Below are 23,960 nucleotides of genomic sequence, written 5' to 3'. Positions count from 1 at the left end.
CTCCATGGAGGCCGTGAGAGGCCGGGGGCAGGCGGGGCGGGAGGCCGGGCCTGGGCGCGAAATGTGCGGCCGTCGGACAGGGGCCCTACATATGCCCCGTCCGGCCGGACTACGATCAATCCCACCCGACCGTCCCTCCCCCAAGGCCCCTAAGGACTCACCATGGGTTCCGCGAAGAAAACCGGCTCCGCGTCGCGCAAGGCGCGAATAGAGGAGATGCGCCGCGCCGAGAAGTCCCGCGAGCGCCGCAACCGGATCCTCACGATCACCGCGAGCGTGGTGATCGTCGCCGGTCTCGTGGCCGGCGGCGCGTACCTGATCAGCTCGCAGTCCGACGACGACAGCAGCAGCTCGTCGAACAGCGCGAAGGGGAAGTTCGTCGCGGGCACGGACGGCGTGAGGTCCTGGAGCGAGAAGCTGTCCCAGACGCACGTCAGCGGTGACGTGAAGTACCCGATGAACCCGCCGGTCGGCGGCGACCACAACCAGGTGTGGATGAACTGCGACGGCGACGTCTACACCGAGGCGATCAAGAACGTGAACGCCGTGCACTCGCTGGAGCACGGCGCGGTCTGGGTGACGTACAACAACAAGGCGTCGGACGCCGATGTGAAGGCGCTCGCGGACAAGGTCGAGAAGACGCCGTACTCGCTGATGAGCCCCGTCGAGGACCAGAAGGACCCGATCATGCTCTCCGCGTGGGGCAAGCAGCGCACGGTGACGAGCGCGAGCGACCCGAACGTGAACAAGTTCTTCGAGACGTACGTACAGGGCAAGCAGACCCCTGAGCCGGGTGCCGCCTGCACGGGCGGGCTCTCGAAGTAGGAAGCCGTCAGGAAGCCGTGAGGACGATGAAGCACCTGGGCTGGATCGCCGGAGCCGCAGCGGCCGTCCTCGTGGCGGCCGGGGGGATCACGTACGCGGTCGCCGACGGCGACGACTCCGCCATGAAGGCCCCGTCCGCGGACTCCGCGGACGCGGGCTTCGCGCGCGACATGGCGGTCCACCACCAGCAGGCCGTCGAGATGTCGTACATCGTGCGCGACCGCACCAAGGACGAGGACGTACGCCGCCTCGCGTACGACATCGCCCAGACGCAGGCCAACCAGCGCGGCATGATGATCGGCTGGCTGGACCTGTGGGAGCTGCCGAAGGTGTCGGCGGACCCGCCGATGACGTGGATGGGCATGGGCGACATGGCGTCCGGTGAGGACGGCGCGCTGATGCCGGGCATGGCGACCGACACCGAGCTGAAGTCCCTGAACGAGGCGAGCGGCAAGGACGCGGAGATCCGCTATCTCCAGCTGATGTACGCCCACCACATGGGCGGCGTGCACATGGCGGAGGGCTGTGTGAAGCGGTGCGAGGTCGGTGTCGAGCGCCGCCTCGCGCAGGGCATGGTCGAGGCCCAGGAGTCGGAGATGGGGCTGATCACCGACCTCCTCAAGGAGCGCGGGGCGAAGCCTTCTGCGTAGCGCCCCGCAGGGCGGCAACCTCCCCCAAATCGCTTGAACGTCCCCCGAATCCCTTGTGGTTACGGTTCTTTGGGGCCCCATACGTTTGCATGGGAGCTTCTTGGCCCATCCCATGCCCCGGCATTCCCCTGGCATGAACGGTTCATCGGGAGAGTGATCACCGGCGGGTGATCCACTCGCACGAACCGCATCGCAGGGGGCTTCATGAGATCCAAACGCGCCACCGTGCGCGCCGGTGTGAGCATGGCGGCGACACTGCCTCTGCTCGCCGGCGCACTGGCGCTCGGTATACCCGCGGCCCACGCCGCCGGCCCGGACAGCCGTGACCCGCTCCAGGGCACCAGGCCCTTGTGGGCCACGGCCAAGGCGGACAAGGGAGCCACGGCCGACGGCTCCCGGGTCTCCGCCCGGGTCTACCTCGCCGGCCGGAACGCGGCGGGACTGACCGCGTACGCCAAGGCCGTGTCCGACCCGCAGTCGGCCTCGTACGGGAAGTACCTGAGCGCCGGGCAGGCGCAGGAACGCTTCGGAGCGACCAGGACCCAGGTGGCCGCGGTGAAGGCCTGGCTGAAGTCGGCGGGCCTGAAGGTCACCGGCACCACACGGCACTACGTCTCGGTGACCGGTGAAGTGGCCGCCGCCGAGAAGGCGTTCGGCACGCAGCTGCACAACTACACCAAGGGAGCGAAGACCTACCGGGCGCCGGCGTCGGCGGTCTCGGCCCCGGCGGACCTGAACGGCGCCGTCCTCACCGTCACCGGCCTGGACAACGCCCCCCACAAGGCGAGCCACCAAGACCAACTGCCGCCGCCGGACGCGGTGTTCCGCAACTCCGGGCCGTTCTCCTCGTACCACGGCTCGAACGTGGCGAGCACCCTGCCGGACGCGTACGGCACGAAGATCCCGTACGCCGTCGAGGGCTACACGGGCAGGCAGCTGCGGGCCGCGTACGGCGCGGGCACCCGCACCGGCAAGGGGGTGCGGGTCGCCATCACCGACGCGTACGCCTCGCCGACCATCGCCTTCGACGCGGCCACCTACGCGAAGAAGCACGGCGACGCGGCCTACGGCAGCGGTCAGCTCAGTCAGGTGCTGCCCGGCAAGTACACGAGGACCAAGGAGTGCGGCGCGGCGGGCTGGTACGGCGAGGAGACCCTCGACGTGGAGGCCGTGCACGCGCTCGCGCCCGCCGCGGACATCACGTACGTGGGCGCCGCCTCCTGCTACGACGACGATCTGCTGGATTCACTCGGCAAGATCGTCGACAGTCACCTCGCCGACATCGTCTCCAACTCGTGGGGCGACATCGAGGCCAACCAGACGCCGGACCTCGCGGCCGCGTACGACCAGGTCTTCGAGCTGGGCGCGGTCCAGGGCATCGGCTTCTACTTCTCCTCCGGCGACAATGGCGACGAGGTCGCCCACACCGGTACGAAGCAGGTCGACACCCCGGCCAACTCGGCGTGGGTGACGGCGGTCGGCGGCACCTCCCTCGCTGTCGGCAAGGACGACGCGTACCTCTGGGAGACCGGCTGGGGCACCGAGAAGGCCACGCTGTCGGACGACGGCAAGAGCTGGACGGACTTCCCCGGCGCGTTCACCTCGGGCGCGGGCGGCGGCACCAGCAGGACCGTGCCGCAGCCCTTCTACCAGAAGGGTGTCGTGCCCGACTCGCTCGCCGGGGCGAACGGTGCCACGCCGATGCGCACGGTGCCGGACATCTCGGCGGTCGCCGACCCCAACACCGGCTTCAAGGTCGGCCAGACGCAGACCTTCCCGGACGGATCGCAGCAGTACAGCGAGTACCGCCTCGGCGGCACCTCGCTGGCCGCGCCGGTGATCGCGGGCGTCCAGGCCCTGGCCCAGGAGGCACGCGGCGGCAAGCCGATCGGCTTCGCCAACCCGGCCATCTACGGGAAGTACGGCTCGAAGGCGTACCACGACGTGACGGACGACCCCACGGGGTCCCCTCTCGCCGTGGCGCGCGTCGACTTCGTGAACTCCTTCGACGCGTCCGAGGGGCTGGCCACCTCGGTCCGCAGCCTCGGCAAGGACAGTTCACTGACGGCCGTACGCGGCTACGACGACGTCACGGGGGTCGGCACTCCTGCCTCCGGTTACGTGCGGTCGTACCGCCGCTGATCCCGGCACCCCACGCCCGTCCCTCGCGGAGGGGCGGGCGTGGGGCTTGCCACAGCCATCGCGTCGCTCTGACGATTACACTGGACCGCGTGCCTCAACTACGCCTCGCTCTGAATCAGATCGACTCGACCGTCGGCGATCTCGCCGGGAACGCCGAGGCGATCGTCCGCTGGACCCGGCACTCCGCCGAGCAGGGAGCGCATCTGGTGGCGTTCCCTGAGATGGTGCTGACCGGGTATCCCGTCGAGGACCTGGCCCTGCGGTCGTCCTTCGTCGAGGCGTCCCGCGCGGCGCTGAGGAACCTCGCCGCGCGGCTCGCCGACGAGGGCTTCGGGGAGCTGCCGGTGATCGTCGGCTACCTCGACCGGTCCGAGGCCGCCCAGCCGAAGTTCGGTCAGCCTCCCGGGGCTCCGCGCAACGCCGCCGCCGTGCTGCACGGCGGCGAGGTTGCGCTCACCTTCGCCAAGCACCACCTGCCGAACTACGGAGTCTTCGACGAGTTCCGCTACTTCGTGCCCGGCGACACCCTGCCGATCGTGCGGGTCCACGGAATCGATGTGGCCCTCGCCATCTGCGAGGACCTCTGGCAGGACGGCGGCCGCGTGCCGGCCACACGGACCGCCGGAGCCGGGCTGCTGATCTCCGTCAACGCCTCCCCGTACGAGCGCGACAAGGACGACACGCGCCTGGAGCTGGTGCGCAAGCGCGCCCAGGAGGCCGGGTGCACGACCGCGTATCTCGCCATGATGGGCGGGCAGGACGAACTCGTCTTCGACGGGGACTCGATCGTCGTCGACCGGGACGGTGAAGTCGTCGCGCGGGCCCCGCAGTTCGCCGAGGGGTGCATCGTCCTCGACCTCGAGCTGCCCGCCGCCGCGGCCGAGGCCCCGTCCGGCGTCGTGGACGACGGGATGCGGATCGACCACCTCGTCATCTCCGAGGAGCCGGTGCCCGCGTACGAGCCCGAGCACGCCGGTGGATACGCCGAGCGGCTCGACGACGACGAGGAGGTGTACTCGGCGCTCGTGGTGGGCCTGCGGGCGTATGTGGCGAAGAACGGTTTCCGCTCCGTGCTGATAGGGCTCTCCGGCGGCATCGACTCCGCCCTCGTGGCCGCGCTCGCCTGCGACGCGCTCGGGGCGCAGAACGTGTACGGGGTCTCGATGCCGTCGAAGTACTCCTCGGAGCACTCCAAGGGCGACGCGGCCGAGCTGGCGCGGCGGACCGGGCTCAACTTCCGGACCGTACCGATCGAGCCGATGTTCGACGCCTACATGGGGTCGCTGGGGCTCACCGGTCTCGCCGAGGAGAACCTCCAGTCGCGGCTGCGCGGCACGATGCTGATGGCGATCTCCAATCAGGAGGGCCACATCGTGCTGGCGCCGGGCAACAAGTCCGAGCTCGCGGTGGGGTATTCGACCCTCTACGGCGACTCGGTGGGCGCGTACGGCCCCATCAAGGACGTGTACAAGTCGTCGGTCTTCCGGCTCGCGAAGTGGCGGAACCGGGCGGCGGCCGAGCGCGGCCAGACCCCGCCGATCCCCGAGAGCTCCATCACCAAGCCGCCGAGCGCCGAGCTGCGCCCGGACCAGGTCGACACCGACTCGCTGCCGGACTACTCCGTCCTGGACGCGATCCTGGAGCTGTACGTCGACCGTGACGCGGGCGCCGACGCGATCGTCGCCGCCGGCTTCGACCACGACCTGGTCACGAAGACGCTCCGGCTGGTCGACACGGCGGAGTACAAGCGGCGCCAGTACCCGCCGGGCACCAAGATCTCGGCGAAGGGCTTCGGCAAGGACCGCCGGCTGCCGATCACGAACCGGTGGCGCGAGAACGTGTGAGCCGAGAACGCGTGAGCCGAGAACGCGTGAGTCGGGAGCGTCGGTGAGAGGCGTCAGCGCACAGTTGCGGGGCGTGTGCGTTTACATGCGCGTTTAAGCGTGTGTGTTTAGAAGTGGCGTTTCGTGAGACTTATGGCCGGGTCCGTGAAAGGGCCGGTCCGGTGATGACGCCGGCCGGTCAACCGCCGATCCCGTCAGGGGAGATCGCCCATGAGTGTCACCGCTTACCGTCGCGGCCGTACCGTCCGCACCGTCTCCGCTTCCGTGCTGACTGTCGCCGCCCTGACCCTGACCACCGCGTTCAGTGGGAGCGAGGCCACCGGCAGCACAGCCGGAGACAAGGCCGACGCCGCAGGCTTAAGCAGCACGGCCGGCAGCAACACGGCCGACGGAAGCTCGAAGGGAGAGCCGATCGGAGACTGCGACATCAACAAGACGGTGTTCTCCGTCCAGAGCGTCGAACGGCCCGTCAACCATCTGCTGCTCACGGCGACCAACGGGGCCGGGGTGGACTGCAAGCTCTCGGGCTTCCCGTTCCTGAAGTTCGGCGACTCGCAGGCCGCCACCCCGCAGATCGAGGCGAGCAAACCGCAGTCCGTCCCCGTCCTCGCCCCGGGAGAGAGCGCGTACGCCGGTATCACCACGTCCGCGGCCGACGGCTCGGGCTCCCACGGCCGCGTGGAGAACTCCCTGGAGGTGTTCATCCAAGGCAACGAGGACGGCACGGACGTCGAACTGCCCGGCGGTTCCGTCTTCGTCGACAGCAGCGCCGAGGTGACCTACTGGCAGACCGATGTGGAGGACGCCCTCGCCTGGTGACTCCGGCGAACACGCGGTGCGGCCCGGCGGACGGTTGTCCGCCGGGCCGCGGCCAGCGGTCAGCGGCGAGCAGCCGTCTGCGCCCGCTGCGGCACGTGGGTGGCCACCAGGCGACCGGCGCGGACGGTTCCCCGGCGCAGGTCGACGCCGTACGCGACCGCCGCGACCCCGAGGCCCAGCACGGCGAGGACCGCGCCCGCGAGCGCCGGGGAGGTCACGCCGAAGCCCGCCGCGAGGGCGAGGCCGCCGATCCAGGCGCCGCCGGCGTTGGCGAGGTTGAAGGCGGCCTGGTTGGCCGAGGACGCCAGCGACGGGGCCGAGGACGCCTTCTCCATGACCATCAGCAGGAGCGGGGAGCTGGTGACGAACGCCGCCGTGCCGAGCAGCACGACCGCCAGGGCCGCGCTCCACGCCGTGCCCATCAGGACCGGGAAGAGGGCCAGGACCGCGGCCAGCGAGACAAGGCCGCCGAACAGCGTGCCCCGCATCGAGCGGTCGGCCAGCCGGCCACCGAGCAGATTGCCCGCCGTCGCGCCGACGCCGAACAGCGCGAGCAGCAGCGTCACGCTGGAGTCGGCGTACCCGGCGGAGTCCGTCAGCATCGGCGTGATGTAGCTGTACGCCGAGAACAGCGCGCCGAAGCCCGCGACCGTCGTACCAAGGGCCAGCCAGACCGGGAGCGACCTGAGCGCGGCCAGTTCGCCGCGCAGCCCGGCGGAGGGAGCGTGCGAGCCGTCGCGGGGCAGCAGCAGTGCCAGGGACACGATGGCCGCGAGGCCGATCACGCTGACGCCCAGGAACGTCGACCGCCAGCCGAGGGCCTGGCCCATCAGGGTCGCGACGGGCACACCCGCGATGTTCGCGACGGTCAGGCCGAGGAACATCAGCGAGACCGCGCGGGCCTTGCGCTCGGAGGCGACCATGCCGGTGGCGACGACGGCTCCCACACCGAAGAACGCGCCGTGCGGCAGACCGCTCAGGAAGCGGGCGGCGAGCAGCCAGTGGTAGTCGGGGGCGAGTGCGGAGAGCGCGTTGCCCGCGACGAACAGGACCATCAGGCCGATCAGCACCTTGCGGCGGGACATCTTCGCCGTGACCGCGGCAAGGAGCGGGGCACCGATGACGACGCCCAGCGCGTACGCGGAGACGAGATACCCGGCGGTGGGGATGGAGATGTGCAGGTCTTCGGCGACGTCGGGCAGCAAGCCCATCATGACGAATTCGGTCGTACCGATGCCGAAGGCCGCCACGGCGAGGGCCAGCAGGGCCAGGGGCATGAGAGGGCCTTTCAAGGGAGAGCGAGCGGGGTTCCGTACATCATATGTTCACGTGCGGAACAAACTCTCTCAGGCCCAGTATTCCCACGGGTTACGAGCCGGTTGCCGCAACCTTCACGCGGGCGGCGATCGGGAGATGGTCACTGCCCGTCTCCGGCAGCGTCCACGAGGTGACCGGCTCGACGCCCTTCACCAGGATCTGGTCGATCCGCGCCATCGGGAACGACGCCGGCCAGCTGAACCCGAAGCCGCTGCCCGCCGCGCCCTGCGTGGAGCGCATCTGCGCGGTGACGGCGTTGAGGGAACGGTCGTTCATGGTGCCGTTCAGATCGCCGAGCAGGACGACCCTCGACAGCTTCTCGTCGGAGATGGCCTCACCCAGCGCGTCGGCGCTCTTGTCGCGCTGCCGCGCGGTGAACCCGGCCTCGATCTTCACCCGCACCGAGGGCAGGTGCGCGACGTACACCGCGACCTGCCCGCCCGGCGCGGTGACGGTCGCCCGCATGGCGCGCGTCCACCCCAGCTTGATGTCGACCTCGTTGACACCGCTCAGCGGGTACTTGCTCCACAGGCCGACGGTGCCCTGCACGGAGTGGTACTTGTACGTCGCGGCGAGGGCCTTCTCGTACACCGGGACCGCCGTCTCCGTCAGCTCCTCCAGAGCCACCACGTCGGCGCCGGACGCGGCCACGTCGCGGGCGGTGCCGGACGGGTTCGCGTTGTCCGCGTTGACGTTGTGCGTGGCGACGGTGAGGTCGCCGCCGCCGCCGGTCTTGTCGCCGATGAGCCCGCCGAAGAGGTTGAGCCAGACGATCGCGGGCAGGAGCACGGCGATCAGGGCGGTCGCGGACCGGCGGATCAGCGCGAGAACGAGCAGCACCGGGATGAAGACGACGCCCAGCCAGGGCAGGAAGGTCTCGTTGAGACTGCCGAGGTTGCCGAGGGCGTTCGGGATCTGCGCGTGCAGAATCATCACGAGGGCGAGGAGGACCGCGAACACGGCGAGCACGATGCCGCGACGCCAGATACGGCGGTCGCTGCGCACGGAGTCGAACAGGCGCCGAAGCCGGGTCCCTCTGCGGTCCGGCCCCTGGCCGCCGCTTCCCGTCTCCGTCACATACGCCTGCGCCATACCGTCGCCTCACTACATGCCGTTCACACCATCCCCGCGCCTAAAACCCTAGGGGATGATCGCGTCCATTCCCGCCGTCCCACGACGGCCGTACTGGGACGTTGACGTACTGGCCTGCATACGGAGTTCCGAACCCCGGCCCGGCGGAAGCCGTCTGTGACGAAACACGCACATTCACTCAGGGGCCGGCCGGGTTTCACTCCTTGGCGGGGCGCAGTCCCTCCAGAACGGTGTCGACGATCATCGCGGCGAGGTCGTCGGGGAGTTCGGCTTCGGGGCGCATGACGGTGCGCAGGAGCATGGGACCGGCGACCAGATCGCCGATCAGCTCCAGATCGACGTCGGAACGGATCTCGCCGCTCTCCTGCCCGCGGCGCAGCACCTCGAAGGTGAGCCGGCGCCGCGGCTCGACGACGTTCGCGTGATACGCCTTCCACAGCTTGGGGCTGCTCTTCATCTGGGCGAAGACGTTGTGCACGAGCGCCGAGGTGCGGTTGGCCAGGCCGCGCCTGCGCAGCGACTCGAGGAGGGCGATCAGGTCGTCGCGCACCGAGGTGCCGGGCAGCTCCGTCTCGGACTGCTCGGCGACACGCATGACGTCGCAGAAGAGCTCCTCGCGGCCGCTCCAGCGGCGGTAGATGGTGGCCTTGCCCACACCGGCGGTGCGGGCGACCCGCTCGATGGAGATCTCCGCGAGCGGGACGCCGTCCTCCAGGAGCTTCATGACGCCGTCGATGATCGAACGCTCCACGCTCTCACTGCGCGGACGCCCTCTCACCGGCCCGTCACGTCCGGATTCCTGCGCCGCGAGGTCCACGCCAACTCCGTTCGTCCGCCGCCCGATACGGGATCGATTCTCTCAGTGTTCGGCGCCCACCAGCTCGGTTCCCTCGTCCTTAGGCTGGGGCGGGGCCGGGTTCCGGCCCGGCAGGAACAGCGCCACGACCAGGGTGCCGACGAGGGCGACACCGGCTCCGCACAGGGCGGTGACATGCATGGCGTGCAGGAAGGCATCGTTCGCCGGGCCGACCAGGGCCTTGCCCTCGGGGCCGAGTTTCGCTGCGGCACCGAGCGTGGCCTCGATGGACTCGCCCGCGTGGTGCCGAAGGCCTGCGGGCAGCAGGGTGAGCTTGTCCTCGATGCCCGAGCGGTACGCCGCGGAGAGGACCGAACCGAGTACGGCGATGCCCAGGGCGCCGCCGACCTGGCGGAAGGTGTTGCTGAGCGCGGAGGCGGAACCGGCCTTCTCCCGCGGCAGCGCCTGCATGATCACGACACTGGTGGGCGTCATGACGTGCGCCATCCCGGTGCCCATCAGGAAGAAGATGACCTCCAGGATCCAGATCGGCGTGTCCGCCTCCAAGAGGGTGAACGCGGCCAGCGTCGCAGTGAGGAGCAGCATGCCGCCGGCGGTCGTGGCCCTGTTGCCGAAGCGGTCGACGACCAGCCGGGCCCGCGGCGCGAACACGAGCTGCGCCGCGGCCAGCGGCAGCATCAGCAGCCCCGTCTGCAGAGGCGAGAAACCGCGCACCGTCTGCGTGTAGAAGACGGCGAAGAAGGTCACACCCATCAGCGCGAAGAAGACCAGCGCGATGGCGGAGATCGCCGCCGAGAAGACCCGGTTCTTGAAGTACCTGACGTCGATGGACGGATGGTCGCTGCGCTTCTCGTACCAGACGAAGCCGACGAGTACGGCGAGTCCTGCGCCCATGGTCGCCAGCACCGCGGCATCGGCGAAGTCGGCTAGCTGGCCGCCCTTGATGATGCCGTACACCAGCAGGACGAGCCCGACGACGGACAGCAGCACACCCACCGGATCGATCCGCCCCGGCTTCGGGTCGCGGGAGTCGGGAACGAGCACCACCATCAACGCGACCGCGATGATCACGATGGGCACGTTGACGAGAAAGACGGATCCCCACCAGAAGTGATCGAGAAGCGCCCCTCCCGTGATGGGCCCGATGGCGATGGCGAGCCCGACACCGCCCGCCCAGATACCTATGGCCTTCGGCTGCTCGTCCCGCTCGAAGACGTTCATGAGGACGGCGAGGGTGGCGGGCATCACGAAGGCGGCGCCGAGCCCCATCAGGGCGCGGAAGCCGATGAGCTGCTCCGGCGATCCCGAGAAGGCGGCGAGCGCCGAGGCACTTCCGAAGACGGCGAGCCCGCCGAGCAGCACCTTCTTGCGCCCGAGCCGGTCTCCGAGGAGCCCGGCCGTGAACAGCAGCCCCGCGAAGACGAGCGTGTACGCGTTGATGGCCCACTCGAGCTCGCTCTGCGTGGCGCCCAGGCCGGTCGGGGCGGGCGTGGAGATCGTCTTGATCGCGACGTTCAGGATCGAGTTGTCGAGCACGACGATCAGCAGGCTCAGCATCAGTACGCCGAGGATCGCCCAACGACGCCGATGCACGGCTTCCGGTACACGGGAGTCAGGAACGGCGGGAGTAGTCATGCTGTCGAGGCTAGCGAATAACGATACGAGACGGTCTCGTATCTAAAATCTTTTACCGAGAGCTTACGCAGCGCAAGTCGCAGCCGTCACAACGGGCCGCGGCGGGAGCCCCCTAGCCGTTCTGTGGCACGAGGTGCCACCATGGAGGGGATCCGGGGACGCCGTCAGGGCGCCTCGAGATGACAGAAGGAGCCGTTGCGATGACGCAGCTCTCGCCTGCACTGAATCAGTCCGCGGGACGATCCCCCGACAGCAGCAAGGCGCTGTACGGCGGGAAGGGCACTCGCCGCATCACTGTCCGCGACATCAGCGCCGCCAAGGAGCGCGGCGAGAAGTGGCCCATGCTCACCGCGTACGACGCGATGACCGCGTCCGTCTTCGACGAGGCCGGCATCCCGGTCATGCTCGTCGGCGACTCGGCGGGCAACTGCCACCTCGGGTACGAGACGACGGTACCCGTCACACTCGACGAGATGACCATGCTGTCGGCCGCGGTCGTACGGGGCACTTCGCGGGCCCTGATCGTCGGCGACCTGCCCTTCGGCTCGTACCAGGAAGGCCCGGTCCAGGCCCTGCGCTCGGCGACGCGCCTGGTGAAGGAGGCGGGTGTGGGCGCCGTCAAGCTGGAGGGCGGTGAACGCTCGCACTCCCAGATCGAGTTGCTGGTCGAGTCCGGCATCCCGGTCATGGCGCACGTCGGCCTGACCCCCCAGTCCGTGAACACCATGGGCTACCGCGTCCAGGGCCGTGGCGAGGAGGCCGCCCAGCAGCTCCTCCGCGACGCCAAGGCCGTCCAGGACGCCGGCGCGTTCGCGGTCGTCCTCGAACTCGTTCCGGCCGAGCTGGCCGCGGAGGTCACGCGCGTCCTGCACATTCCGACGATCGGTATCGGCGCGGGTCCCGACACCGACGCGCAGGTCCTCGTCTGGACGGACATGCTCGGCCTCACGGCCGGCAAGATGCCCCGCTTCGTCAAGCAGTACGCCGACCTCCGGTCGGTCATGGGCGACGCCGCGAAGGCTTTCGCCGAGGACGTCGTCGGCGGAACGTTCCCCGAGAACGAACACTCCGTCCACTGATTGCCTCCGGCGGTTGGGTTCGTTGTCGGCTGCAGCGCCGTCGTGGCTGGTCGCGCAGTTCCCCGCGCCCCTAAAGGGGCGCTCCCGGAGCCCTCAGCCACGACGTGCCCACCACTTGCCCACCGGCGGGAGGGGGCGTGGGTCGGTGCGTCGTATGCCCGTCGCGTAGGTTCGGTCTCAGGTCACCAGGGCCGTGTACCGACACCGGGCCGTATGCCCACCCTGCGACGGGCTGACGCACCGGCCCACGGCCCCGACCCCCAACGAACCCAGGGGCGCGGGGAACTGCGCGACCAGCCACCCACACACCCGCACAAGACAACGAACCCAAACCGCTCAACCGTGCCAAGACCGCCACAGCGCGGCATACGCCCCACCCCCCGCCACCAGACTCTCGTGCGTGCCCACCTCGCTCAGACAGCCGGCCTCCATCACGGCCACCCGATCCGCGTCATGCGCCGTATGGAGGCGATGCGCGATAGCGATCACCGTGCGGCCGGAGAGCACGGCCGCCAAGGCGTGCTCGGTGTGCCGCGCGGTGGCCGGATCCAACAGCGCCGTGGCCTCGTCGAGAATCAACGTATGCGGATCGGCCAGCACCACACGGGCCAGCGCCAGTTGCTGCGCCTGTGAACCGTCGGCGCGATGGGCGCCGCCGCCCAGCGAGCCCAACTCGGTGTCCAGACCGCCCGGCAGCTCCGCCACCCAGTCGGCGCCGACAGCCGACAGCGCCGCCCACAACTCGGCGTCCGTGGCGCCCGGTTCAGCGATCAACAGGTTGTCACGGACCGTGCCGAGGAACACGTGGTGCTCCTGGGTGACAAGAACGACCTGCCGCCGCAACTGCTCGGGGCCGAGCGCGGCGATCGGCACCCGCCCCACCGTCACCGTCCCGGAACTCGGCGCATCGATGCCGGCGAGCAGCCTGCTCAGGGTGGTCTTGCCGGCGCCGGACGGGCCGACCACAGCCAGCCGCTCCCCGGGCCGCACCGTCAGATCCACGCCGCGCAGAACCTCACCCCCGCGGTCGTACGCGTACCGCACCCCGACGACGTCGATCCGGTCGTCCACCGGCGCCGGCGTGGGAGAACCCCCTGCGCGGCCCGCGGCCCGCGGCGCCCGCCCGAGCCCCTCCACGCGGGCGAACGACGCGCCGCTGCTCTGCAACTGCTCGACCCGCATCAGGATCGTGTCGAGCGGCGACTCGAGCTGACGCAGATACAGGGCCGCCGCGACCACCGCGCCCAGGCTCATCAGGCCCCGCTCATGCAGGACGCTGCCCGCCAGCAGCACACCGACCACGGGGACGACGTACGAGACCTCCACGACCAGGAAGAACACGGAGCGCAGGAACAGCGTGTACATCCGGGTGCGACGGGACGTCTCCAGCGCCTCTCGGCTCGCGGTGATCCGCCGCCGCTGCAAGCCGAAGGCCTCGACCGTGCGGGCACCGGCGGCGGTGGCCGCGACGATCTCGGCGATCTCCGACGTGGCGGCGCCCTCGGCGAGATACGCGGTGCGCGCCCGGCGCAGATACCAGCGCAGGACGAACCAGATGCCTGCCTGACCGAGCACCGCGCAGGCGCCGAGCAGCGGATCGAGTACGAAGACCGCGCCGATGATGAACAGGCACTGGACCGAGGAGATCAGCAGCTCGGGACCGGCATCGCGCAGGGTGGTGCCGACCGCGGCGACGTCGGCGGTGCCCCGGGCCGTCAGATCACCCGTACCGGCCCGCTCCACGACCGAGGCGGGCAGCGACAGGGCCCGCTCGACGAAGTCCTCGCGCACGCGCGCCAGCGTCCGCTCCCCGAACCGGTGGCCCACATACCGGGCCCACCGCGCCAGCAGCAGCTGCGCCAGTGCGCACAGCAGGATGACGAACGCCAGCCGGTCCACGACGTCCACGCCACCGCCGGCCCGGACCTCGTCGATGATGCGGCCGAGCAGCCAGGGGCCGACGAGTCCGACGGCGGCGGCCAGCGAGTTGAGGGCGAGCACGGTGGCGAAGGCCCGTCCGTCCGCCCGGATCAGCCGTCCCACCGCCCGCCGCACATCGACCGGCTCGGCGACGGGCAGCTGACCAGAGGACCCGACGGTCACCGGACCACCTTCTCCACGTCCACGTCCACGTCCGTGTCCCGCTCCTCCACGCCCACGTCCACGTCCGCGTCCCGGGCCACGAGCGCCCGGTATCCGGGCTCCTCGTCGAGGAGCCGGTGATGGCTGCCGCTCGCCGCGACCTTGCCGTCGACCAGGTAGTACACGGTGTCCGCCCGGTCGAGTACGAGCGGTGAGGTGCTGGCGACGACGGTCGTACGGCCCGAGCGCGCGGCCCGTAAGCGGTCCGCGACGGCTGCCTCGGTGTGGGCGTCGAGCGCCGAGGTGGGTTCGACGGCGAGCAGCACCTCGGGGTCGGCCAGCAGCGCCCGTACGAGCCGTACGCGCTGCCGCTGGCCTCCGGACAGGCTGCGGCCCTGCGCGTCGACGGCCGAGTCGAGTCCGTCGGGAAGGCCTTGGACGATGTCGTCGGCCACAGCCGCGTGCACGGCACGCGCGATGTCCTCCTCACCACGGTCCCGCTCGTCGTGGTCCCGGCTGCCCGACACCAGCTCCCGCAGCGTGCCCGCGAACAGGTCGGCCTCGTTGTCCGCGACCAGGATCCGCTCGCGGATCTGCGCCAGTTCGATCTCGTCGAGGCGTACGCCGCCCCAGGTGGCCGACGACTCGGCGTACCGGCCGAGGCGGTCGATCACGGCCGCGGACTCGGCGGGACGGGCACCGGCCAGCGCGGTCAGCCGGCCCGGCACCACCCGCACACCGGACTCCGGGTCGTGCAGCACCGACGGCTCCGCGGGCGCGTCGAGCGTGCCGATGTCCGGCACCGGCTCCAGCCGCAGGAAGTCCACGACGCGTCGCGCCGCCACCAGGCCGCGGCTGATCCCATGGGCCCACTCGACGAAGACCGCCACCATCGGTACCAGGACGGCGACATAGCCGTATACCGACACCAACTCGCCCACGGTGAGCTTCCCTTGGGCGGCCAGCCGGGCCGCCAGCCAGGTCACCACGGCGAGGAACACCGTCGGCAGTCCGACGCCGAGGGCCTGGAGCCAACTCGTCACGGCCCCGACCCGGTACCCCTGTTCCCGCAGCCGCTGCGAGTCCCGGTGGAAGGCGTCGGCCATCAGGCCTTTGCCGCCCAGGCCGTTGAGGACGCGCAGGCCGCCCGCGAGGTCGCTGATCCGCGCCGTCAGCACGCTCTGCCGTTCGCGGTACGCGGTCTCCGCGCCCTGCAACCGTCCCAGGAGCGGACCGGCCACGACGGCCATCACGGGGATGCCGAGCAGGACGACCCCGGCCAGCAGCGGTGAGACCGACAGCAGCAGCCCCGCGACGACGAAGTACGTCACGACCGCGCCGACCCCGGGGCCGACCACGGTCAGGGCGTTGCTGATCGTGTGGACGTCGCCCACACCGATCGTGACGACCTCCCCGGCCCCGGCCCGGCGCGACAGCGCGGCGCCCAGCCGGACCGCGTGCCCGACCACGACCTTCACCGTGCGGAAGTTGGCGTCCATCCGGAGCCTGGTCATCGTGCGGTGCCGCATGATGCTCAGCCAGGAGTTGAACGCCCCCATGCCGAGCAGCGCGGCGGCCCAGCCGGTCAGCGCCGTCCGGTCGCCCGGCTCCAGGCCGTCGTCGATGGCACGGGACAGCAGGTACGGCGCGAGCGCCATCAGTACGAACCACACGCTGGCCAGCAGCGCACCGGCGGCGGACCGGCCGGGCTGGCTCCTGACCAGCCACCACAGATACCAGCCGCCGCCTCGACAGTCGGGCGTCCCCGGATCCCCGTACGTGTCGACCGTCCGCCCCACCCTCTGCCCGTCCTCCCCGTCGACCCTCTGTGAACCGCTGGGTGTCAGTGACCGCCCGTACGCCCCGTCGCTAGACCAGGCTGTCCCGCCACGCCTGGTGCAAATCCGCGAACCTGCCTGTCGCCGTGACGAGTTCGGCGGGGGAGCCGTCCTCCACGATCCGCCCGTGCTCCATGACCAGCACCCGGTCGGCGATCTCCACCGTTGACAGACGGTGCGCGATGACGACGGCCGTGCGGCCCCGCAGGACGGTCGACATGGCGCGCTGGACGGCCCGTTCGCCGGGTATGTCCAGGGAGCTGGTCGCCTCGTCGAGGATCAGGACCGCCGGGTCGGCGAGCAACGCCCGGGCGAACGCGACGAGTTGGCGCTGACCTGCCGAGATACGGCCACCCCGTTTGCGTACGTCGGTGTCGTAGCCCTCGGGCAGGGCGCTGATGAAGTCATGGGCGCCGATGGCCTTCGCGGCGTGCTCGATCTCCTCGCGGCCGGCGTCGGGACGGCCGATGGCGATGTTCTCGGCGACCGTGCCGGAGAAGAGGAAGGCCTCCTGGGTCACCATCACCACACCGCGCCGGAGTTCGGGTACGGCGAGCTCGCGCAGATCGACGCCGTCGAGGAGGATGCGTCCCGCGGAGGGGTCGTAGAAGCGGGCCAGGAGTTTGGCGAGCGTCGACTTGCCCGCGCCCGTCGAGCCGACCACGGCGACGGTCTGCCCGGCGGGCAGCGTCAGGTCGAAGCGGGGCAGCACCTCACCGCCCGTCCGGTAGGTGAACCGCACGCTCTCGAAGACGACCTCACGGCCCGGGTGTTCGGATGCGAGATCGGGCAGCGACCGCGGCTCGGCGGGCTCCGGCACCGTCGGGGTCTGGGCGAGCAGACCCGCGATCTTCTCCAGTGAGGCGGCCGCCGACTGGTAGGAGTTGAGGAACATGCCCAGCCGGTCGATGGGGTCGTACAGGCGCCGCAGATACAGGACCGCCGCGGCGAGGACACCCAGCGCGAGCGAGTCCTCGGCCACCCGGTACGCGCCCCACAGCACGATCCCCGCGACCGTCGTGTTGGCGACCAGCCGGGACTTGACGACGTAGCGGGCCATCTCCAGCAGCGCGTCGCCGTTCTTGCGCTCGTGCCGGTGGTTGAGGACCCGGAACTCCTTGTCGTTCGCATCCTCGCGGCGGAACGCCCGCACCGGCCGGATCCCGTTCATCGTCTCCGCGAACTTCACGATCACGGCGGCGATCGCGGTCGAGCGGACGGCGTAGATACGGCCCGCACGGCGCCGGTAGCGCCGTATGAAGAGGTAGAGCGGCACGAACGACGCCACGGCCACCGCGCCGAGGCCCAGGTCCAGCCAGAGCAGCATCGCCGAGATGTAGACGAAGGAGATGATGACGGTGACGAGTTCCTGCAGACCCTCGTCGAGCAGCTCGCGCAGGGACTCGACGTCCGTGGTGGAGCGGGAGATGAGGCGGCCCGAGGTGTAGCGCTCGTGGAAGTCGATGCTCAGCGCCTGCGCATGACGGAAGATCCGGCCGCGCAGGTCGAGCAGCACGTCCTGGTTGACGCGCGCGGACGCGGTGATGAACGCGTACTGGAGCCCGCCGGAGGCCAGCGCGCACAGCAGATACCCGACCGCCACCGCGATCAGCGGCCCGTGCCGGTCGTCCCGGAACGCGGGGACGGCACGGTCGATGGCGTACGCCACGAGCAGCGGGCCCGCCTGCACCGCCGCCTGCTGGAGCAGGAGCAGCAGGGAGGTGACGGCGACGCGGGCCTTCATCGGGGCGAGCAGGGAGCGCAGCAGGGCGGCGGTCGCGCCCGGGGGAGTGGGGAGGGCGTCGCGGTCGAAGGGGTCGTTGGTGTCCTGGGGGTCGCCTGCCGGCCGGTCCTTGCGCGGGTCCTGGTTCGGCGCGGTGGTCGTGGGCGCCGCGGTCATCGGTAGTCCTCCTCCTCGTCTGTGCCGTCCGCTTCTGGGTGCTCCGCCGCTCCCGGATGCCCTGTCTCTGGGTGTTCCGCGCCGGACATCAGATGGGCGTACTCGGCGTTCGTGCGCAGCAGCTCGTGGTGTGTGCCGGTCGCGGCTATCCGGCCGCCGGAGAGCAGGGCCACGCGGTCGGCGAGCAGGACCGTGGAGGGGCGGTGGGCCACGATCAGGGCGGTCGTCTCCGCGAGTACGCGGCGCAGGGCGGCCTCGACCGCGGCCTCCGTGTGAACGTCCAGGGCGGAGAGCGGGTCGTCGAGGACGAGGAAGCGGGGGCGGCCCACGACCGCCCTCGCCAGGGCGAGCCGTTGCCGCTGGCCACCGGAGAGGCTGAGGCCCTGCTCGCCGACCTGGGTGTCGATGCCCCGCGGGAGGGCGTGCGCGAAGTCGGCCTGGGCGATGGCGAGGGCACGCTCCACCTCCCGTTGCCCCGCGTCCGGTCGGGCGCCCATGAGGACGTTCTCCCTGACGGACGCCGAGAACAGGGTGGGCTCCTCGAAGGCCACGGCGACGAGTTCGCGCAGCGTTTCCCGGGGCATCTCGGTGATGTCCCGGCCGTCGAGCGTGATGCGTCCGGCGGTCACCTCGTGGAGGCGCGGGACGAGGGCGGTCAGTGTGGTCTTGCCCGTGCCGGTGGCGCCCACGAGGGCCATGGACTCGCCGGGGCGTATGTGGAGGTCGATCCGGTCGAGGACGGGAGGAGCGTCGGCGGGGGCGTCGGGGTAGCGGAACGACACGGAGTGGAACCGGAGACCGCCCTGGCCGCCCACAGGGGCGTCCGCGGCGGCGTCCACCGGGGCGTCCTTGGACAGTGACGTACTCCCCGAGGGCACAGCCGTACGCTCCGTACTCCCCGAGGACACGGCCGTACTCTCCGTACTCTCCGGCTCCGAATCCATCACCTCGAAATACCGTTCCGTCGCCGTCGCCGCCTCCTGGGTCATGGCCAGCAGGAACCCGATGGAGTCGACCGGCCAGCGCAGCGCCAGTGCGGTGGAGAGGAAGGCGACGAGCGTTCCCGCGGACAGCGCGCCGTCCGCGACCTGCACGGTCCCGAGGACGAGCGCCGCCCCGATGGCCAGCTCGGGCAGCGTCACTATGACAGCCCAGATCGCGGCGAGCAGCCGGGCCTTGCGCAGCTCGGTGCCGCGCAGGGTCCGGGACAGCTCCCGGAAGTTCCGCGCCTGGCTGCGGTGCCGCCCGAACCCCTTGATGATCCTGATCCCGAGGACGCTCTCCTCGACGACCGTCGTCAGATCGCCCACCTGGTCCTGCGCGAGCCGCGCCACGTCGGCGTACCGCTTCTCGAAGACGACGCACACGACGATCACGGGCACGGCGGGCCCCAGTATCACCAGACCGAGCGTCCAGTCCTGCGCCAGCATGATGAGGACGCCGACGACGATGGTCACGCCGTTGACCAGCAGGAACGTCAGCGGAAAGGCCAGGAACATGCGCAGCAGCATCAGATCCGTCGTGCCCCGCGACAGCAGCTGGCCCGAGGCCCAGCGGTCGTGGAAGGCGACCGGCAGCCGCTGAAGATGCCGGTACAGATCCGCTCTCATCGACGCCTCGACACCGGCCAGCGGCCGTGCCACCAGCCACCGCCGCAGCCCGAAGAGCAGCGCCTCGGCGAGCCCGAGCAGCAACAGGTACAGCGCGCCGAGCCACACCCCGCCCGTGTCGCGGTCGGCCACCGGCCCGTCCACGAGCCACTTCAGGACGAGCGGGATCACCAGCCCGGTGCACGACGCGACGATCGCGACGAACGCCGCCGTGAACAGCCGGGCCCGTACAGGCCGTACGTACGGCCACAGGCGCAGCAGAATCCGTACGACGGAACGGTCGCCGTCGGGAGGGCCGGCCGGCGTGGATGGGTCGGGGAGGTCCTTGTCCTTGGTGACTGCGGGTGTGGTGGCCATCATGAGTGAGCCTACGGATCGGCACTGACAGAGCCCACCGAGTTTTGGCCGGACCTGCGCTGGTCCGCTGGTCCTAGGACCGGCCCGGCCTGCGGAGACGCTCCGCTGGAGGTGCGGTGATGCTGTGGCGATATGCGGGCTCCGCCGCGGGTGCGGGCCGGTGGGGGCTGGTCGCGCGCCCACGCGGCGGAGCCGCACATTGATACAGCCCCGCGCCCCTAAAGGGGCGCGGTACCGCACCGGACCCCGCGGAGTCGTACTCCCGCATCAACCGATCGGTCGATGCCCCTTCGAGCGAGACGGCCGATGTGCGGCACCCCGGCGCCCGGGACCCTCGGAGCATGACCACCGAACCCGTCATCGAAGTCACCGGACTGCGCAAGTCGTACGGCGGCAGGGCCGTCGTCGACGGTGTCTCCTTCGCCGTGGAGGAGGGGGAGATCTTCGGCATCCTCGGCCCGAACGGAGCCGGAAAGACGACCACCGTCGAGTGCGTGGAAGGCCTGCGGATCCCGGACACGGGCCGCGTACGCGTCACCGGCCTCGACCCCGTCGCCGACCACGAAGCCGTCAGCCGCGTCCTCGGCGCCCAGCTCCAGGAGAGCGAACTCCAGGAGAAACTCACCGTCCGCGAGGCGCTGGAGCTGTACGCCTCCTTCTACCCGAGCCCCGCCGACTGGCGCCCGCTCGCCGAACGCCTGGGCATCACCGCCAAGTTGGACACCCGCTTCGGGAAGCTCAGCGGCGGCCAGAAGCAGCGCCTGTTCATCGCGCTCGCGCTGATCGGCGATCCGAGGGTCGTCGTGCTCGACGAGCTGACCACCGGCCTCGACCCGCGGGCCCGCCGCGACACCTGGGAACTCATCGAGGAGATCCGCGCGAACGGCGTCACCGTCCTCCTGGTCACCCACTTCATGGAGGAGGCACAGCGGCTGTGCGACCGGATCGCGGTCATCGACCAGGGCCGGATCGCCGCACTGGACACACCCCAGGGACTCATCAGCCGCGCCGCGAACTCCACCGTCATCAGCTTCACGCCCTCGGCGCCGCTCGACGAACACGAGCTGGCCGCGCTGCCCGCCGTGGCCTCCGTCGAGTCCAAGGACGGCCGGATCACGCTCGGCGGCACCGACGAGACCGTCAACGCCGTCATCACGATGCTCGCCCGGCAGCACATCACCGCCCATCAACTCCGCGTCACCGACGCCACGTTGGACGACGCGTTCCTCGATCTGACGGGAGTCGCACGATGAGCAGCACCGCCGTCCTGAAGGCCGAGGCCCGGCTCTTCAGCCGTGAACCCGGGGCCCACTTCTGGATCTTTGCGTTCCCCACCCTGCTGCTGGTGATCCTCGGGAGCATCCCGTCGTTCCGGACCGCCCAGGAGGAGCTCGGCGGCATCCGGCTCATCGACACGTACGTACCGGTGACCGTGCTCCTCGGCATGATCGTGGCCGGTCTGCAGTCCCTGCCGCCGGGCATCACCGGCTATCGCGAGCGTGGCATCCTGCGCCGTATGTCGACGACTCCGGTGCGCCCGAGCGCGCTGCTGTCCGCGCACATGGGGCTGCACGGCGCCGCCGCCCTGCTGTCGGCGCTGCTGGCGCTCACGGTGGGCCGGATCGTGTTCGACGTGCACCTGCCGCGCCAGCCCCTCGGTTACGTACTGGCGCTGCTGCTCGCCGTGGCCGTCGCCCTCGCCCTGGGCGCCCTGCTGTCGGCGCTCGCGCGCACCTCGAAGGTCGCGACCGCCGTCGGCACCGCGGTGTTCTTCCCGAGCATGTTCTGCGCGGGTGTCTACCTGCCCGTCCAGACCATGCCGGACGTCCTCGCCCGCGTCGTCGAGTTCACCCCGTTCGGCGCCGCCGCGCAGGCCCTGAACGAGGCGGCGGCGGGGGACTGGCCGAGCTGGGACCACCTGGGGGTGCTCGTCGCCTGGACGGTGCTGCTCACGGCGGCGGCCGCGCGCTGGTTCCGCTGGGAGTAGGCGGCGAGCCGTGCAGACTGGGGAGATGACCGCGGCGGACAATCAGGACCGGCAGATCGAGAAGCGGTGGGAGCAGTTCCACACCTGGGGTCCGTACGGGCTGCTCGGTATCTCCACAGCCCTCTCGGCCGTCACCGCCGAGCTGTTGGGCAGTCCCGTGGAGTGGGCCGTGGGCGGGGTCCTGGTCATCGCCGCTCTTGGGCTCCAGGTGTGGTGGGACCGGACCCGCCACCGCCGGCCCGACCGCGGACTGGTCCCCACCCGGACCGGGACGACGTACTACATCGCGCGCTGGGTGATCGCCTTCGTCCTCACCTGGATCAACCCGTTCTGCGCGTTCTACGCGGTCATGGGCTACTTCGACGCCGACAAGCTGATCCCGGGCAGACGTCGGCAGCGGCTCGCGCTGTTCCTCACCTCGATCGTCATGGCCGGCTCGCAGTCCGGCGGACTGCCGCCGAAGAACGGGATCCAGTGGGCGGTGTTCGCCGGGCTCCTGGTCGCCAACAACGCGATTCTGATGGTGTTCGCCCACCTCTCCGAACAGGAGGAGATCCGCTCCGAGGCCCGGGCCGCCACCATCACCGAACTCGAGCGCACCAACACCGCGTTGCAACAGGCCCTCGACGAAAACGCCGCCCTCCACGCCCAACTCCTCGTCCAGGCAAGGGAAGCGGGCGTCGCCGACGAGCGGCGGCGGCTCGCCGCCGAGATCCACGACACCATCGCCCAGGGCCTGACCGGCATCATCGCCCAACTCCAGGTCGTCGCGAACGCCCCCGACCTGCCGACCGCCCGCACCCACCTCGACCGCGCCTCCGCCCTCGCCCGCCACAGCCTCGGCGAGGCCCGCCGCTCCGTGCAGAACCTCGCGCCCGTCGCCCTGGAGCACGACGGGCTGCCCCAGGCGCTGAAGAAGACGGTCGCCGAGTGGGGCGAACGGACGGGCGTACGCGCCGAGTTCACGACCACGGGCACCGCCGAGCACCTGCACGAGGAGGTCTCGGCGACCTTGCTGCGCATCGTCCAGGAGGCCCTGTCCAACGCCTCCCGGCACGCCCGCGCCGGCCGCCTCGGCGTCACCCTCTCCTTCATGGGCAACGAGGTCGTCCTCGACGTACGCGACGACGGCTGCGGCTTCGACCCTCTCGCCCTCCCCTCCCGCAACGGCCACGGCGGCTTCGGCCTCGACGGAATGCGCGCCCGCGCCGAACGCATCGCCGGGTCGCTGACCGTCGAATCCGAACCGGGGCACGGTACGGCGGTGTCGGCTCGCGTACCGTTGGTGCGCCATGACCGATGACGCCGCCATCACCCTCCTCATCGTCGACGACCATCCCGTCGTACGGGACGGGCTGCGCGGCATGTTCGAGTCCGCAGCGGGGTTCGTGGTGCTGGGCGAGGCGTCGAACGGGGTCGAGGCCGTGGCCCTGGCGCGGTCCCTGGACCCGGACGTCGTCCTGATGGACCTCCGCATGCCCGGCGGCAACGGCGTCGAGGCCATCGCGGAGCTGGCCCGCCGGGGTGCTCGCGCGAAGGTCCTGGTCCTGACGACGTACGACACCGACTCCGACACCCTCTCCGCGATCGAGGCGGGCGCGACGGGGTACTTGCTGAAGGACGCACCGAGGGACGAACTGTTCACCGCGGTACGCGCGGCTGCGGAGGGCCGTACGGTCCTGTCGCCGGCGGTGGCGTCCCGTCTGGTCTCGGCGGTCCGGGCCCCGGCCAACGAGCCGCTGTCCGCACGGGAACGCGAGGTTCTCGCCCTGGTCGCCAAGGGCACGTCCAACCGAGAGATAGCCCGCGTCCTCTTCATCAGCGAGGCCACGGTCAAGACCCACCTCACCCACCTCTACGCCAAGCTGGGTGTCAAGGACCGGGCGGCGGCGGTGGCGGTGGGGTACGACCGGGGGATTCTGGGCTAGGGGGGCGCCTGCGGCGGGCTCCTTCCCCAGCCCCACCC

General features: G+C 70.7%; 18 protein-coding genes. 10 read left to right on the top strand and 8 right to left on the bottom strand.

Annotation, left to right across the window (positions count from 1 at the left end; all coding sequences use genetic code 11):
• Positions 1–162 precede the first annotated feature (162 nt).
• From G5C60_RS18590 to G5C60_RS18570, 5 genes are all read left to right on the top strand, one after another.
• Positions 163–825 (top strand): DUF3105 domain-containing protein, encoded by a 663-nt coding sequence (locus G5C60_RS18590; protein WP_165260627.1) that lies wholly within the window; start codon positions 163–165, stop codon positions 823–825.
• 26 nt (positions 826–851) lie between these two features.
• A complete protein-coding gene (locus G5C60_RS18585) occupies positions 852–1,475 on the top strand; it encodes a DUF305 domain-containing protein (RefSeq protein ID WP_165260675.1) in 624 nt (207 codons plus the stop codon).
• Positions 1,476–1,679: 204 nt separating this feature from the next.
• The gene (locus tag G5C60_RS18580) at positions 1,680–3,617 is read left to right on the top strand and encodes a S53 family peptidase (protein ID WP_165260625.1); all 1,938 of its coding nucleotides are present in this window, start codon (positions 1,680–1,682) and stop codon (positions 3,615–3,617) included.
• Positions 3,618–3,706: 89 nt separating this feature from the next.
• Positions 3,707–5,461 carry an NAD+ synthase gene (locus G5C60_RS18575; RefSeq protein ID WP_338145860.1) on the top strand — a complete coding sequence of 585 codons (1,755 nt, stop codon included), beginning with the start codon at positions 3,707–3,709 and terminating at the stop codon, positions 5,459–5,461.
• 210 nt (positions 5,462–5,671) lie between these two features.
• Complete coding sequence (locus tag G5C60_RS18570; protein ID WP_165260623.1) at positions 5,672–6,280, top strand: DUF4232 domain-containing protein; 609 nt, start codon at positions 5,672–5,674, stop codon at positions 6,278–6,280.
• A gap of 59 nt (positions 6,281–6,339) precedes the next feature.
• Here G5C60_RS18570 and G5C60_RS18565 read toward each other — a convergent pair whose 3' ends face one another.
• From G5C60_RS18565 to G5C60_RS18550, 4 genes are all read right to left on the bottom strand, one after another.
• Positions 6,340–7,557: an MFS transporter gene (locus G5C60_RS18565; protein ID WP_165260621.1), complete on the bottom strand. Its 1,218-nt coding sequence runs from the start codon at positions 7,555–7,557 to the stop codon at positions 6,340–6,342.
• 91 nt (positions 7,558–7,648) lie between these two features.
• Entirely contained in the window at positions 7,649–8,689 is a 1,041-nt protein-coding gene (locus tag G5C60_RS18560) for an endonuclease/exonuclease/phosphatase family protein (RefSeq protein ID WP_165260619.1), read from the bottom strand.
• A 196-nt stretch (positions 8,690–8,885) separates the two neighbouring features.
• Positions 8,886–9,440: a TetR/AcrR family transcriptional regulator gene (locus G5C60_RS18555; protein WP_420907384.1), complete on the bottom strand. Its 555-nt coding sequence runs from the start codon at positions 9,438–9,440 to the stop codon at positions 8,886–8,888.
• A gap of 108 nt (positions 9,441–9,548) precedes the next feature.
• Positions 9,549–11,141 (bottom strand): MFS transporter, encoded by a 1,593-nt coding sequence (locus tag G5C60_RS18550; RefSeq protein ID WP_165260617.1) that lies wholly within the window; start codon positions 11,139–11,141, stop codon positions 9,549–9,551.
• A gap of 200 nt (positions 11,142–11,341) precedes the next feature.
• Here G5C60_RS18550 and panB point away from each other — a divergent pair, with 200 nt between their 5' ends.
• Positions 11,342–12,220, top strand: coding sequence for a 3-methyl-2-oxobutanoate hydroxymethyltransferase (gene panB, locus G5C60_RS18545; RefSeq protein ID WP_165260615.1), 879 nt, complete (start codon positions 11,342–11,344; stop codon positions 12,218–12,220).
• A 336-nt stretch (positions 12,221–12,556) separates the two neighbouring features.
• On the opposite strand, the gene G5C60_RS18540 is transcribed toward panB, so the two are convergent.
• From G5C60_RS18540 to G5C60_RS18525, 4 genes are all read right to left on the bottom strand, one after another.
• A complete protein-coding gene (locus G5C60_RS18540; RefSeq protein WP_165260613.1) occupies positions 12,557–14,323 on the bottom strand; it encodes an ABC transporter transmembrane domain-containing protein in 1,767 nt (588 codons plus the stop codon).
• Complete coding sequence (locus G5C60_RS18535; RefSeq protein ID WP_165260611.1) at positions 14,320–16,101, bottom strand: ABC transporter transmembrane domain-containing protein; 1,782 nt, start codon at positions 16,099–16,101, stop codon at positions 14,320–14,322. Before G5C60_RS18535 ends, G5C60_RS18540 begins: the two co-directional genes overlap by 4 nt.
• 70 nt (positions 16,102–16,171) lie before the next feature.
• Positions 16,172–18,040: an ABC transporter ATP-binding protein gene (locus G5C60_RS18530; RefSeq protein ID WP_165260609.1), complete on the bottom strand. Its 1,869-nt coding sequence runs from the start codon at positions 18,038–18,040 to the stop codon at positions 16,172–16,174.
• Complete coding sequence (locus tag G5C60_RS18525; RefSeq protein WP_165260607.1) at positions 18,037–20,007, bottom strand: ABC transporter ATP-binding protein; 1,971 nt, start codon at positions 20,005–20,007, stop codon at positions 18,037–18,039. The genes G5C60_RS18530 and G5C60_RS18525 overlap by 4 nt, the downstream gene beginning before the upstream one ends.
• Before the next feature lie 341 nt (positions 20,008–20,348).
• On the opposite strand from G5C60_RS18525, the gene G5C60_RS18520 reads away from it, so the two are divergent.
• The 4 genes from G5C60_RS18520 to G5C60_RS18505 are packed head-to-tail and all read left to right on the top strand — an operon-like array spanning position 20,349 to position 23,922.
• Entirely contained in the window at positions 20,349–21,260 is a 912-nt protein-coding gene (locus G5C60_RS18520) for an ABC transporter ATP-binding protein (protein WP_165260605.1), read from the top strand.
• Positions 21,257–21,994 carry an ABC transporter permease gene (locus tag G5C60_RS18515; protein WP_165260603.1) on the top strand — a complete coding sequence of 246 codons (738 nt, stop codon included), beginning with the start codon at positions 21,257–21,259 and terminating at the stop codon, positions 21,992–21,994. The genes G5C60_RS18520 and G5C60_RS18515 overlap by 4 nt, the downstream gene beginning before the upstream one ends.
• A gap of 25 nt (positions 21,995–22,019) precedes the next feature.
• Positions 22,020–23,297 (top strand): sensor histidine kinase, encoded by a 1,278-nt coding sequence (locus tag G5C60_RS18510; RefSeq protein WP_165260601.1) that lies wholly within the window; start codon positions 22,020–22,022, stop codon positions 23,295–23,297.
• Positions 23,287–23,922 carry a response regulator gene (locus tag G5C60_RS18505; protein WP_165260599.1) on the top strand — a complete coding sequence of 212 codons (636 nt, stop codon included), beginning with the start codon at positions 23,287–23,289 and terminating at the stop codon, positions 23,920–23,922. The genes G5C60_RS18510 and G5C60_RS18505 overlap by 11 nt, the downstream gene beginning before the upstream one ends.
• Positions 23,923–23,960: the final 38 nt, after the last annotated feature.

Origin of the sequence: Streptomyces scabichelini (genome assembly GCF_011045015.1) — a bacterium.
In the GTDB taxonomy this organism is placed as follows: Bacteria; Actinomycetota; Actinomycetes; order Streptomycetales; family Streptomycetaceae; genus Streptomyces; species Streptomyces scabichelini.
This window is presented reverse-complemented; position numbering and strand designations above follow the sequence as displayed.

Excerpts from the sequence above, each read along its gene's own strand:
- G5C60_RS18590 (WP_165260627.1), top strand. The coding sequence starts at position 163 with ATGGGTTCCGCGAAGAAAACCGGCTCCGCGTCGCGCAAGGCGCGAATA.
- G5C60_RS18585 (WP_165260675.1), top strand. The coding sequence starts at position 852 with ATGAAGCACCTGGGCTGGATCGCCGGAGCCGCAGCGGCCGTCCTCGTG.
- G5C60_RS18580 (WP_165260625.1), top strand. The coding sequence starts at position 1,680 with ATGAGATCCAAACGCGCCACCGTGCGCGCCGGTGTGAGCATGGCGGCG.
- G5C60_RS18570 (WP_165260623.1), top strand. The coding sequence starts at position 5,672 with ATGAGTGTCACCGCTTACCGTCGCGGCCGTACCGTCCGCACCGTCTCC.
- G5C60_RS18565 (WP_165260621.1), bottom strand. The coding sequence starts at position 7,557 with ATGCCCCTGGCCCTGCTGGCCCTCGCCGTGGCGGCCTTCGGCATCGGT.
- G5C60_RS18560 (WP_165260619.1), bottom strand. The coding sequence starts at position 8,689 with ATGGCGCAGGCGTATGTGACGGAGACGGGAAGCGGCGGCCAGGGGCCG.
- G5C60_RS18550 (WP_165260617.1), bottom strand. The coding sequence starts at position 11,141 with ATGACTACTCCCGCCGTTCCTGACTCCCGTGTACCGGAAGCCGTGCAT.
- panB (WP_165260615.1), top strand. The coding sequence starts at position 11,342 with ATGACGCAGCTCTCGCCTGCACTGAATCAGTCCGCGGGACGATCCCCC.
- G5C60_RS18530 (WP_165260609.1), bottom strand. The coding sequence starts at position 18,040 with ATGACCGCGGCGCCCACGACCACCGCGCCGAACCAGGACCCGCGCAAG.
- G5C60_RS18525 (WP_165260607.1), bottom strand. The coding sequence starts at position 20,007 with ATGGCCACCACACCCGCAGTCACCAAGGACAAGGACCTCCCCGACCCA.
- G5C60_RS18520 (WP_165260605.1), top strand. The coding sequence starts at position 20,349 with ATGACCACCGAACCCGTCATCGAAGTCACCGGACTGCGCAAGTCGTAC.
- G5C60_RS18515 (WP_165260603.1), top strand. The coding sequence starts at position 21,257 with ATGAGCAGCACCGCCGTCCTGAAGGCCGAGGCCCGGCTCTTCAGCCGT.
- G5C60_RS18510 (WP_165260601.1), top strand. The coding sequence starts at position 22,020 with ATGACCGCGGCGGACAATCAGGACCGGCAGATCGAGAAGCGGTGGGAG.
- G5C60_RS18505 (WP_165260599.1), top strand. The coding sequence starts at position 23,287 with ATGACCGATGACGCCGCCATCACCCTCCTCATCGTCGACGACCATCCC.